The 13,891-nt window shown below is 32.1% G+C and carries 10 protein-coding genes; all 10 read left to right on the plus strand.

Translation table 11 applies throughout. The features are described 5' to 3' along the window. The first annotated feature begins 9 nt into the window (after window positions 1-9). The 10 genes from DWZ63_RS13580 to DWZ63_RS13630 all read left to right on the plus strand — a co-directional run bounded on the left by DWZ63_RS13580 (window position 10) and on the right by DWZ63_RS13630 (window position 13,861). Window positions 10-519 carry a hypothetical protein gene (locus DWZ63_RS13580; RefSeq protein WP_118500160.1) on the plus strand — a complete coding sequence of 170 codons (510 nt, stop codon included), beginning with the start codon at window positions 10-12 and terminating at the stop codon, window positions 517-519. A gap of 551 nt (window positions 520-1,070) precedes the next feature. Beyond that, window positions 1,071-2,261: a hypothetical protein gene (locus DWZ63_RS13590; RefSeq protein ID WP_118500161.1), complete on the plus strand. Its 1,191-nt coding sequence runs from the start codon at window positions 1,071-1,073 to the stop codon at window positions 2,259-2,261. A 70-nt stretch (window positions 2,262-2,331) separates the two neighbouring features. Further along, window positions 2,332-3,312 (plus strand): AAA family ATPase, encoded by a 981-nt coding sequence (locus DWZ63_RS13595; protein WP_118500162.1) that lies wholly within the window; start codon window positions 2,332-2,334, stop codon window positions 3,310-3,312. A 63-nt stretch (window positions 3,313-3,375) separates the two neighbouring features. Beyond that, on the plus strand, window positions 3,376-3,834 hold the full coding sequence (locus DWZ63_RS13600) for a hypothetical protein (RefSeq protein WP_118500163.1): 459 nt from the start codon (window positions 3,376-3,378) through the stop codon (window positions 3,832-3,834). 11 nt (window positions 3,835-3,845) lie between these two features. Then, entirely contained in the window at window positions 3,846-5,354 is a 1,509-nt protein-coding gene (locus DWZ63_RS13605; protein ID WP_118500164.1) for a replicative DNA helicase, read from the plus strand. 140 nt (window positions 5,355-5,494) lie between these two features. Further along, window positions 5,495-6,457, plus strand: coding sequence for a DNA primase (locus DWZ63_RS13610; protein ID WP_243020635.1), 963 nt, complete (start codon window positions 5,495-5,497; stop codon window positions 6,455-6,457). Next, on the plus strand, window positions 6,430-7,599 hold the full coding sequence (locus DWZ63_RS13615) for a PD-(D/E)XK nuclease family protein (protein ID WP_118500165.1): 1,170 nt from the start codon (window positions 6,430-6,432) through the stop codon (window positions 7,597-7,599). The genes DWZ63_RS13610 and DWZ63_RS13615 overlap by 28 nt, the downstream gene beginning before the upstream one ends. Window positions 7,600-7,617: 18 nt before the next feature. Further along, window positions 7,618-10,851 (plus strand): PHP domain-containing protein, encoded by a 3,234-nt coding sequence (locus DWZ63_RS13620; RefSeq protein ID WP_147353240.1) that lies wholly within the window; start codon window positions 7,618-7,620, stop codon window positions 10,849-10,851. 14 nt (window positions 10,852-10,865) lie between these two features. Then, on the plus strand, window positions 10,866-13,109 hold the full coding sequence (locus DWZ63_RS13625; protein WP_182431533.1) for an AAA family ATPase: 2,244 nt from the start codon (window positions 10,866-10,868) through the stop codon (window positions 13,107-13,109). Window positions 13,110-13,117: 8 nt separating this feature from the next. Further along, entirely contained in the window at window positions 13,118-13,861 is a 744-nt protein-coding gene (locus DWZ63_RS13630) for an HD domain-containing protein (RefSeq protein WP_118500167.1), read from the plus strand. The last annotated feature ends 30 nt before the right edge of the window (window positions 13,862-13,891 follow it).

Here is a 13,891-nt window from a genome sequence, read left to right on the forward strand (position 1 = left end):
AGGTGAAAAATGATTGCAGTTAAAGCAAGCTTATCAGATGCAAATAAAATAATAAATGAATATGAAAGCTTGGGATATAGATTTATTAGGTCAACACAATATTCTGATTGTGTAAATCTTTTCTTTGAAGAAGTCCATATACCAAAAGAGAATAATGTAACAGATATAAAATTTAACATCGGAGATTTTGTAGAAAATAGAGATGGAAGAATTGGATACATTTCAGATATATGCCATTGCGATGAATGTAAAAAACGTGGGTTCTTTGAACCAACAATTCAGTATTCAGATGGTACAAGTGATTACATATCCAATTATTCTGTAAAACATGTTTCCAAAGACTATAAACAGATTGGCATTCAGAAGTTCGATAATGACTATTATGAGAAAGAAATTGAAAGCTTGAAACATCAATTAGAGATGGAGAAAAGTAAAAGTGCTTATTGGAAGATGAAAGCCAATGGAGAAGAACCTGTTTTAATGGGTACAAGAGAAGGAATGATTCACATTCTTCGATAGTAACAGAGAATATACAAGTGAGGTGATATGTATAGAAGTAATTGAAACAAATCTAATCATTGATGAAAATAATTTCATTCGAGATCATCAATCAAGAGTAGTCGAAGCAGACAGTTGGGACGAATATTGTAAAGCACATAAGAATTATGATGGTAAAGCAGTTTTGTTCAAATCAAAAGTTATGAAAGGTAACAGCATCCAATCTAATTGTAAAATTTCAAATCTGAAATATGATGAAATGCATTTGTCTTGTAATATCACAAAATTAAAAGATAATGGAGAAGAAATCTTTACAGATAAAAGATTAGCATATCGAATAGTTGATCCGACTTAATCAAGTCAAAAAAATTCCAAAAAATCAAAACTGAATAGAGGATATATGAATGGGTGGAAGAACAGCATACCCTTGAGTTTGTATACTCAAAAATCACTGATTATACATAGATGTTTACATAAATTAACTTCTGTGTTCCGCCCATTTAGGCGTTTAGATAGATTGTTTTATTAACAATATTTACATAAATTTTTTAATTTTAAGGAGGACAAGTAATTTGGCAAAGACAAAGGAAAGAAAAGCGTTAAAGAAAGGTAAGGCAGCATTTAATCTTATTGGACGTGTAAAAGTAACAGACAAGACATTCAATCTTGACAACAGTTATGATTCTGGTTGGACAGATAATAGTATGTATGTTGGTGTTGATTGTGGCAATGGTAATGTGGTTTATGCAGAGATGCGAAGTGGTTTCTTCCCTGATAAGGATAATGTCATTCGTGCGTATAGCAAGGATGAAAAGGATGATTCAGGAAAGAGTAAGTCAGTAGAGATTGCATGGGAAGATCGTCTTGATGAGTCTTTATATGACAGTATTTCAGATTCTTCTTTCTTAACAGTTGGTGTTGAGAAGGATGTTAAGGATAAGACTGTATATAAGAAGTTCCTTACAGCTTATGACGCAGTTGAATATCTCAATGAGCATCTTGAAGACGGAATGATTGTGAACGTAAAGGGAACAATGGGTTATAGCGAGTACGAAGGGAATGTATCTACAAAGAAGGAAATTACATCTATTGTTCTTTCAAAGGTTGATGATGAAGCAGATTTCAAGGCTACATTCTCACAGACAATCCTTGTAGATTCTAAGAGTATTGGAAAGAAAAATGAGGACAAGGGGACTATGGAGCTTTCTGCATATGTTGTTGATTATGTTGGCAAGCCTAAGATTGATGGAGAAAAGGTTGAGGTTAAGAAGAATGTTACATTCCCTAAGACATTTGAGGTTGCTATCAACGAGAATCCAGAAATTACAGCAAAGATGCTTCAGAGATTCTTCAAGCCTAAGAAGGGTAAGATTACTGAAATTACGGTTACAGGAAATTTAGTTGAAGGTGGTTCAGTAGTAAATATCACAGAAGATGACATTCCTGACGACATTAAGGAACTTATCGAAATGGGACTTTATTCAGAGGAAGAGGCTGAAAAGAAGTGTGCCGTAGGAAATGGTAATCGTGAGAGAAGAATGATTATTGTTAAGCCTGATATTACATATGTTGGTGATGGTGATGATAGAAAACCAACTGTAGCATTTGAAGATGGTAAGTATGATGAGGATGACCTGTATTTCTACGAACAGGCATTAAATGATGCTGGTGTAGAACCAAGTGATGATGGCGATTCTGAAACAAAAAGTGACAGCTCATCAGAAGATGATGATCTTCTTGCAATGCTTGAAGGTATGAACTAAAAAATATACTTGCCCTGTTATAAACAGGGTGAGCACTTTATAAAAAATTAAATTCTAGGAGGATAAACAATTGGCATTTAGAAAAGCAAGAGAAGCAAAGATTGGTGGAAAGTTTTTAGCATATGGTTATGAAGGTTCTGGAAAGTCATGGTTCGCACTTACATTCCCTAAAGTTGCATGTATTGACTCAGAGACTGGTATTGCACACTACGAGGGTAAGGATATTACATTGGCGAATGGTAAGACATACAATAATCTTATCTTAGTAGATGATACATCAGATCTTGATGATTTAGAGGATGATATTGATGAAGCAGTTGATTCTGATGAAATTCAGACACTTGATATTGACTCAGAGACAAAGTTTTATGCAACTATGCAGGTTGGAGCAACAGAGGTTGAAGAGAAGAAAACACGTAGAAAAGGTGGAGATGTTGATGATACAGTAGTTTCTCAGAGACAGTGGGGACGTATTAAGATTATTAACATGAAGCTTCAGCAGGCTAAGATTGATCTCTCTGCAAAGGGTAAGCATGTTGTGTCAGTTGCACAGGCAACAGAAGTGTATGAAGGAACAGGAGATAACCGTAAGTTAGTTGGCATTAAGCCTGATATGCATAAGTCAGTTAAATTTGATTATGATACAATCCTTGAGTTCTATAAGGAAGAGAATGGTGAGGATGTTCGTTATTTTGCAAAGGTTAAGAAGGATAGAACAAATGTAACTAAGGTTGGACAGATTATTGAGAACCCATCTTATGATATTTGGAAGGATTATTTTGAGTCAATGCATGATCTTGAGACAAATGAGACATCATACAAGAATGACTTAAAGACTTCTACAGATTCTATGGTTGACAAAGCTGAAAAAGCAGAAGAGTTAGCGACTGAGTTTAAAGATGTATTAAAGTCACTCAAGGATAATAAGGATGCTTTGCTCAAAGTAAACAAGCAGATGAAGGATAAGGATGTTTCATTAAAGAATCTTGAAATGCAGTCACCAGATACTCTTACAGAATTAATTGATTTTGCCAAGTTACAGTTAGCCTAATTAAAATTATGCTCCGACAGGTTATCTGCCTGTTGGAGTTTTTAAGAAAGGATGATTTGGTAAATGAGAAATATAAAAAAGAAAGATAACGAGCAGTGGATTGAATTATGTGAGTATGTAAAGAAAGAGATTCTTGAATACGATGATAATATGAAATTTCCACAGTATCTCGCATTAAAGTTACAAGGTATTAAACGTGGCGAACATATAGCGAATAATAATCATGAAGCAAAAGCTAATTATGATGATTACACAATTTTATGTACTTTTAAGTTGTGTAAGAGAAAAATTGTTACATATTTACATGAGAATGAAAAGAAAATCAAAGATGAAAAACATAAAATCAATCTTATTATGAAAATGATTGAACCTGAAATCAACGATGTGTATTTGAGATTACAGAATGTTAAAAAGACTGAAGAGAGAGTTGAATCTAAAGACTTCAATAATCAGAGTAATGAGAATGCTGGATATGTAAAAAAGACTAAAGAGACAAGTGACAGAATGAAGAAACTGTTTTGAGGAGGTACTAATTGGCTGAGAAAAAAGAGAATAAAAAATTAACTCCTTATCAGGAAGAAGTATTAAAATGTGCAAAACAGATTCGAGAATACAAGATAATAGCAGAAGCTAATATAGTTGCTATTTTATATAAACAACCAGAATTAATTTTTGATTATACATTGCAGCTTGAAGATTTTAGTGAAAATACATGGCGAGTCTATTGGCAGATTGCAAATGACATTATTGTAGTAGAAAAGAAATCAGTATTGGATGATATGACTGTTGGTTTATATCTTGAAAAGCATCAAAAACTCAAAAAGGAATATGAGGATTATGGTGGATATGAAACGATTGATAAAGCCAAAGAGTATGTAAACATCAACAATATGGATGGGTATGTCAAAGAGCTATACAAGTGGAAAACAGTTTTGGAGATGTTAAAAAATGGATTCCCTGTAAATAATCGTATCAATGAATTCTGTGATATGTCTTTAGATGAAATATATGAAGAATATGAAGCAATGTTAAATCATATTTTCATCAATGCAGATGATGATGTACAGTCATATTCATTGGCTGATGGCATTTATGATTTAATTGATGAATTAGATGCTGGCGCAGCAGTTGGACTTCCATACAATAATATGGATATTCTTAATAAAGAAACTGGTGGTCAGTTACCTGGTAATATTACATTGATTGGTGGACTATCTAATATGGGCAAAACTACACTAACAAGATCAATGTTGATTCCAAGCACAATAAAATATGAAGAAAGACTTGTTATTTGTGTCAACGAAGAGGGAAAAAAGAAATGGCAGAGAGAGTTGTTGGTGTGGACTGCGAATAATATTTACAAACAAGATTTGCAAAAATTCGTTGTTAGAGATGGTAAATATTCTAGCGAAGTTAAAGATTTGTTAAGAAAGTGTGCAGATTGGATTACTGAAAAAGCTGAGAACAACATGCTTATAATAGTTCCATTCAAAAGATACAAAACTCAGAAATTCATAAAAGTTCTAAAGAAATATGCAAACCTTGGTGTTAAGTATTTCATTCTTGATACATATAAAGCCGATTCAGGCAGTCGTTCCGATAAGATGTGGTTAGATATGCAACAGAATATGGTTGATATTTACGATACTGTGAAGTGCAAAGAAGAGGGTGGATTGGAAGTTCATGTAACTATTACATTCCAGTTGGCAAAGTCTTCAGCACGTCAAAGATTTTATAGTCAAGATAATATTGGTATGGCAAAAAGTATTGTCGATCCTGCGAGTACATGTTTAATGTTAAGAGATGTATTTGAAGATGAGTATACAGGTGAGAAAAATGCTTTAAAGGTATATAGATTTGATGGGAAAAATAATAAATCAAAAATACCTGTCAAATTGGACGAAGGCAAACATTATCAGCTTATATTCATTTGTAAAAACCGTGAGGGTGCTGCAAGTAGTATACAGATTGTATGTGAGCATGATATGAGTAGAAACATACTTAAAGAAGTTGGTTTTACTTCTGTCCCAGTTGATTTTTAAATTTGTGATGGAGGCGGTGAGCGTGTATTAATGCAGATGAACTAAAAGAATACATTATAGAGAATAATTGTATAGAACAGATTTTATTATCGTTGAAATGTCATGGACTACACGAATATCTTCATGAATGGAGAGCCGCCTTGCCACAAGGCAATAATAAAACTGCTATATGTGTAAAGAAAGATACATTATCAGTGGCGATTAGAAGTTCGGAAGAAAATAAGCGTGGAGATATTTTTACATTGGTTATGACAATAAAGGGTATATCTTTTGGGAAAGCTAATAAATATCTCCACAATATTTTAGGTTTGAAATATTCATATAGTAAGAGTGACAACAAAGATAATAAGAAAGATCCATTAGCAATCTTCAAAAAGGTGAAACGCCAAAGATACACAATTGATAAAGATGTTCCAGTGTATGATGATTCGTGTATGAAAGAATATACTGATTTACCATATATTGATTGGGTTCGTGAGGGCGTTATGCCCTTTGCATGTAAAAGATTTAACATTGGATATTCATATGATAGAAAACGAATTGTTATTCCTGAACGAAAATGGGATGGAGATGACAATGAATATATAGGTATCAGTGGGAGAACTACTGTACCAAACTATGAGATGTTTGATATTCCTAAGTTTTTTAAGTTATCCAAAACATATCCAAAAGGAATAAATGTATATGGGTTAAATGAGAATTATCAAACAATTCAAGAGGCTGGTTATGCAGTCGTTTTGGAAGCGCAGAAATCGGTGCTTAAAAGGTATTCACGAAAAGATGGTACGGCTGTTGCAATAGGAAATTGTGAGCTTACAGAAGAACAAGTTAGGATACTGATTAGTTTAAATGTAGAAATTGTAGTGGCTTTAGATGAAGGAATTGATATAAACCATATTAGACAGGAATGTGATAAATTTTATCCTATTAGAAAAGTAAGTTACATATATGATCGTTGGGATTTGATTAAAAAAGGTAGTAAAGACAGTCCTGCTGATATGCCAAATAAAGTATACAACTTCCTTCTCAAGCATCGTGTTTTATATGATGAGTCAGAAAGGAGAAAGTTAAGAGATTGGCAAGAAAGACAAGTAAAGAATTAACAGAAATTTGTAACAAGTTTGGTGTTGATACATTATGGTCATGGTCAAGGTATCATTGTTACAAACAAGATAGATGGGAATATTTTTTGAAATACATCCTACACAAGAAAGAGGATAGAACAAATAGTATTTATTGTGTATCTGGTGGTAATGTACATGATATTATTGAGCAGCTATATACTGACAAAATTAAATATGAGGATATGCCAGATTTATATGAAGATAGCTTATTTACAATGAATTGTGCAGAACTCAAATACAATCGCAGTGATTCTGATAAAAATGATGCAATAGCAAATAAATATGAAAATTGCATTAGACATTTCTTTAAAAATCATAATCTGATTACTTTTCCACATAAAGTTGAGCATTTTATTACAATTAAAATTTCTGATGATATTTATATGCAAGGATATATTGACATGCTTTATATCGAGTCATACAAAGATGAAAATGGCAATGCGAAAAAACGTGTACATATTGTAGATTGGAAGACATCTACACGTTATCAAGGTACAAAAATTGACGCTGAATGTGGTCAGTTGGTTATTTATGCTGAAGGTATTAGACAAGCATTAAATATTCCATTGGAAGATATTGTATGCGAATGGAATTTCTTAAAATATGTCACAGTTACCATTGAACAGAAAAATGGTAAGAAAAAAGATAGATATATAGAAAGAAATTCTATAGGAGAAAGTCTTATCAATACGGCAAAAATGTGGCTGAAAAATTTCGGATATGAAGATGATATTGATAAATATGTTGATGAGATGGTGTTAAACAACAATATTGATTGCTTGCCAGATGAGGTTAGAGAAAAATTCGAAATCCATGATTGTTATGTACAAGTACCTCTAACAGAAGAAAAGATTAACGATTTAAAAGAAGACATTATCAATACGGTCGAAGAAATTAACTCTAAAGAGAGAGAATATAAGAATAGTAAAGATGAAAATATTTTTTGGCAAGAAGTGACAGATGCCGATGAATTTAGATTGGCAACCCTCTCAGGATATTCTAGGTCGTTGCATAAACCATATGACCAGTATCTGAAAGAGAAGGAATTGTTCAAAGAAGAAACTGAATCTGATTCTGATGCAGACAAAGATGATTTATTGGCATTTGTGAATAGTTTATAGATATAGGTAGGTGAGAAGTTGAGCAATTTAACAGTATTACATTTACATAGTATGGATTCTAACCCATATAGCGGTCTTGAAGTTGACTCAATCACCCCTTTTCAAGCTTATATTGACAAAGCAAAATCAGAAGGAATGAAAGCCATTGCTTTTACAGAGCATGGCGCAGTCCTTCATAATGTTGCAAAAAGACAGGCATGTGAAAAGGCTGGGTTGAAATATATTAATGCAGAAGAATTCTATGTAACAGAAAAAATTGATATGGGTAATCTGCAAAGAGACAACTATCATTGTTGCTTATACGCAAAGAATTATGATGGGGTATTAGAACTTAACAAACTTTCTTCTGATTCATTTAATCGTAATGATGGTCATTTTTATTATAATCCACGAATTACTTTAGAGGAACTTGAGAATACATCAGATAATATTTTAGTATTAACAGCTTGTGTTGCAGGTATGTTATGCAAAGGAACGAAAGAAGTACAGGAAAGATTTCTGAAATTCCTTATTAAAAATAAGCATAGATGTTGGTTGGAAATACAGCCACATAATTTTGACGTTCAGATTTATTACAATCAGTATTTGTATAGAATTGCTCAGAAATATGGAATGAAGCTTATTGCTACAAGCGATGTACATGCTATTGATAAGGATCATATGATGGGTAGAGCAGTAATGCAGAAATCAAAAAATGTTAATTTCCATGATGAGGATGCGTGTGATTTATCATGGAAATCTTATGATGATATGGTTACTGCCTTTGAATTACAGAATGCATTACCAAAATCAATTTATCTTGATGCAATCGAAGAAACAAATAGATTCGCAGATAATATTGAATCATATGAATTGGACTATAGTAATAAATATCCAAGATTATATCCTGATGCTGAGAAAGAATTTAAGGCACGAATAGTTCAAGGTGTAAAAGAACGTGGAATAAGCAAACTCCCAAATTATAAAACAGAGTATATTCCAAGGATACAGGAAGAGTTAGAAACATACAAACATAATGACGCTATTGATTTTATGTTACTCGATTCAGATTACAAGAATTGGCTGCTGAAAAATAATATGCACTATGGATGTTCAAGAGGTTCTGTATCTGGTAGTGAGATTGCATATTTGATTAAATGTACTGATGTTGATTCAGTTAAATATAAGCTTAACTTCTCACGATTTATGAATCCTGAAAGAATGTCATTGGCTGATGTAGATACTGATATTTACGCAGAAGATAGATATAAAGTGCGTGAGTATCTATTTAATAAGGAAGGTTTGTATTGTTGCAACATTATTACTTTTAATACAATTCAGTTAAAAGCAGCAATAAAAGATGTCGGTAGAGCATATGGAATGACTCCTGATCAAACACAAGAATTATCAAATATGGTAGAAACTGATGATAAAGGCAAAGATTATATGCCAGGAAAAATCAGAGAACAATATCCAGAAATGTTTAAATATGTTGATATGGTAATTGGCACGATTACATCACTTGGCAGACATGCAGCAGGAATTGTTTGTAGTCCTACAGATATAAGATATGATTTTGGAACATTATCTATTACATCAGATCCACGTCCTGTAAGCCAAATAGACATGCACGAAATTGATTCTTTAAATTATGTAAAGTTAGATTTGTTAGGATTAAATGCTGTTGGATTAATTGATGGTGCTTGTAAACTGGCAGGTATAGATTATTTAACACCTGATAAGGTTAATTTCTCAGATGAAAATGTTATTAACTCAATAGCAAAAGATACTACATTGATATTCCAGTTTGAAAGTGGTTTTGCAAGTGATTCATTAAAAAGAACACTTAGTAAGGAAACTTTGGAGAATATTAAAGCACAGAATGATAATATCTCATATCTTGATGTAATGGCTATGGTTAGTGGTGCTATTAGACCAGCAGGTGAATCTTATAGAGAGCAGTTATTTAATGGTATTTACAAGGACAATGGCAATGAAGCACTTAATGAGTTTTTAAAACCTACACTTGGTTATTTAGTATATCAGGAACAGATTATTGATTTCTTACATGATTTCTGTGGCTTTACTATGGGACAAGCAGATATTGTCCGTAGACATTTTGCTAAGAAAACAGGTACTGAAGCAGATATACCTATTATTGAAAATGGTGGATATATGGTAGATATTCACGGTAATAAAGATGATAGATATATTCCAGGATTTATTGCAATTGCACAAGAGAAGTATGGAATGACAGAAGCTGAGGCAAAAGAAACTATAAAATCATTCTTGATAGTAATCGAAGATGCATCTAATTATTTATTTTCACGAAATCATTCCGTTCCATATAGTATGATAGGTCTATTTATTGGATGGTTAAGGTATTACCATAAGATTGAGCTATTAACATCAGCATTAAATGTTTATGTAGACAATAATGAAAAAATGTCAAATATCAAAGAATATATCAAATCACAGGGAATAGAAATCAAAGGAATAAAATTTGGCAAATCCAAAGCACAGTATTTTATGGATAAAGACGAAAATGCCATTTATCAAGGAATCTCTTCTATAAAATATTGTAATGATCAGATCGCAGACGAATTATATGAATTGTCTAAAAATCATTATGATAATTTTGTCGATTTACTTTCTGATATTATATCAAAAACATCTGTGGATGATAGACAATTACATATTCTTACAACACTAAATTTCTTTTCTGAGTTTGGCAAGAATAAATATTTACTATCAATTATTGATATGTACAATTTGTTAGGAAAATGCAAGAAATTGAAAAAAGATAAAATTGTATCACTGAACATTAGAGAAGAAGATGTAAGAAAATGTGCAGAGAAAGAGACACCTAAACAGTATAGTAATGTTGATAAAGACAAACTTGTTAAACTTATGATAAGCGGTTTAGAGAATAAGCCATTATCAATAAAAGAACAGATTGTATATGAACAAGAGTATCTTGGAAACATAATGTATAAAAATCCGAAAGCACCAAAAGATATGTATTATGTTCTTGAGTGTAAGTTCTATAAGGATAAAACAAAACCATACCTTATGCTTTATAACATGAGAGATGGTGAGTATCTTAAAACAAAAATCACTTCTGGAAAGTCATTTATTGAATCCCCATTTATAGCAGGTAATGTCATCAATGTAAAAGAATTTGGTGAGAGAAATAAAATGAAGAAGGTTGGTGGCGATTGGATTAAAACAGATGAAAAAGAGAGAATAGTAAAGAAGTGGGACGTATATTAGAAGGAGATGTAAAGTTGGATAAAATAATTGAGTTTAAATGTGTACCAGAAAGACTTGTATATAATTCTACTGACTTCAAAATATATGGCGTTTCTGTCAATTCATTTGAATATCCTGATGTACAGATTGGCAAATATGGCACAGCAACTATTAAAGGTAATATTTCAGAACTTAATCTTGGAGTTGATTACATTGTAAAAGCAAAGGAGGTATCCGATTCTCATGGAGTCGGATACGATGTAATCAATATTAAAAGAGAGAAACCTACTACATTAGCAGCAACAAGAAATTTCTTATATGAAATATTAACACCAAATCAAACGGATGTATTACTTGAAGCGTACCCTGATATTGTAGATAGGATTATGAATAACAGATTAGATGATATTGATTTGAATAAGACTAAAGGAATCAAGGATTATACATTCAATGTCATTAAAAATAAAGTTATAGAAAATTTCAAGTTAGCTGAGATTGTTGAAGAGTTCAGAGGTTTATTCAATCTTTCAACAGTAAAAAAGTTGTATGACAAATATACATCAGTAGATAAAATCAAGGAAGTTATCAGAGAAGAACCTTATCAATGTTTATGTAGACTTGGTGGAATTGGTTTTAAGACCGCCGATTCATTATTACTTACCCTTGATAAAGATGGCAAGGAATGTCAAAAAAATGGAAAGAAACCAGTATTGTTTTTTGGATTTGATTTGATTACATCATACCAAAGAGCAAAAGCATGTGTAGACTATTTACTTGATGAAAATGAGAACAATGGCAATACATATATGCATGTTGGTGATTTGAAGAAACAGTTTGATGTTTTAGTTCCAGAAGCAAAAAATAATTTGCCACTCATATTAAAAGGTGAGAATGATGTTATATTTGATAGAGAATTATTAAGTGTATGTAAAAAAGAAACATATGAAACAGAGAAATATATATCAGATAGGATTAAAGAAGGATTACAGATACATACAAAATGGGATTGTGATTGTTCAAAGTTTCAGGAACTTGATGGTTTTAAACTGACTGAGAATCAGTGTAAAACATCACAATATATGTGTGAAAATAACATTGTTCTTCTTGTTGGATATGGTGGTAGTGGTAAATCTTCAAGTACACAGGCATTTGTAAATATGTTAAATGCTTATAACAAAAGGCATTTACTTTTAGCACCAACTGGTAGAGCTGCAAAGGTACTGTCAGGTTTTACAAATGAAAATGTTATGACAATTCATAGAGGTCTTATGTATATGCCACCTACTGATTGGGGATTTAATGAAGAGAATAAATTACCATATGATGTAGTAATTGTGGATGAGTTTTCAATGGTAGATATTTTTCTTTTCAGAAAATTGCTTGAAGCTATAGATTTTGAAAAAACAAAATTACTTCTTATTGGTGATGATGCACAGATTCCTTCTGTTGGTGCTGGCAATGTACTTTATGATTTGTTGAAATGTGAGGATATTCCTACTATCACGCTTGATAAGGTGTTCCGTTATGGTAAAGGTGGTTTATCTACTGTTGCTACAGATACACGAACTGGTACTGAATATTTAGACAAGACCAAAACAGGTATGCAAGTGTTTGGTGAAGATCAGTCATATATATTTATGCCGATTCTTCAAGATCAACTTGTTGGATATACTGTAAAACTTTATCAGACATTATTATCCAAAGGATATTCTGTTGATGATATTGCAGTATTATCTTGCTATAACGTAGGTGATTATGGAACAGTAGCATTAAATAAGAAGATACAAAACGCAGTTAATTCTAATCCGAAAGCGAAAATTACATTTGGAGATACAGAATTCAGATTGAATGACATTGTAATGAACTATGCTAATGATTACAAAGCAATTATCTATAATGAGGAATATATTGATGATAAAAATACAACATTTATTGCTAATGGTGAATCTGGTAGAGTTGTAAAAATTCTAAAAGATGCAATGGTTGTTGATTATGATGGAACGCTTATTTATATCCCAAAAAGTTCTATGAAAAATATTCGATTAGCTTATGCTATCAGCACACACAAATCTCAGGGTGGTCAGTTCAAGGTGGTTGTTTTAATTACGCCTAAAGCACATACCTTCATGTTGAATTCCAATTTGTTATATGTAGGAGAAAGTAGAGCAAAAGAAAAATGTTATCACCTCGGAGAAATTCGTACAGTAAATAATGCACTTAAAAAGAAGGAAAATTTTGATAGAAAAACAATGCTACAGATATTTATGAAAGCAGAATAGGAGAATATATGAATAGTAAGTCAAACATTTTTGATTCGATTTTAAACACAATTGAGTCAGAAGATATTAGAAAATTTGCAGAAAGATGTATTGAAACAATCCCAGATTATTTTTGGAATGTAGGTGCGTCAAGTACGGGAAAATATCATCCTCAATATGCTCTTGGCGATTTAGGATTGGCAAGACATACATGTGCTTTGGTAAGATTCTTAAATCATATTTTTGCGGTTGATTGCTTTGGCAAGAATTTTACTCAAAGAGAGAAAGATTTAATGAGAGTTGCAGGAATGATGCATGATTCACGAAAAAGCGGAAATGATGATGACTTCACAAAAAATAAATATACAAAGTTTGATCATCCTCTTTTAGCAGCTGATGTTATTCGTGAGTTAAAAGGCAATGAACTTTCTGATGAAGAAATCGAAATGATTGCAACTACAATTGAGAGCCATATGGGTGCATGGAATACTGATAAAAGAAGTTCAACGGTATTGCCATTGCCTAAAAACAAATATCAGACAATTTTACATTTAGCAGACTACCTTGCAAGTCGTAAAGATATTGAAGTTCTGTTTGATGGATTTGAAGTACCAAAAAAGGAAGTCGTTAAGTTAGAGGATTATGTTTTGAACTTTGGAAAACACAGTGGCGAGAAGCTTATTGATGTTGCTCAGTCAGATCCAAGTTACATATCATGGGCTAAAGAAAATATGAATAGAGAGCCAATTAAGAGTTTATTAGCCAAACTGTAGAGAATAATACAATAGATGATTTCTGGAATG

Source organism: Clostridium sp. AF34-13 (assembly GCF_003477845.1).
Classification (GTDB): Bacteria; Bacillota; Clostridia; order Lachnospirales; family Lachnospiraceae; genus Butyribacter; species Butyribacter intestini.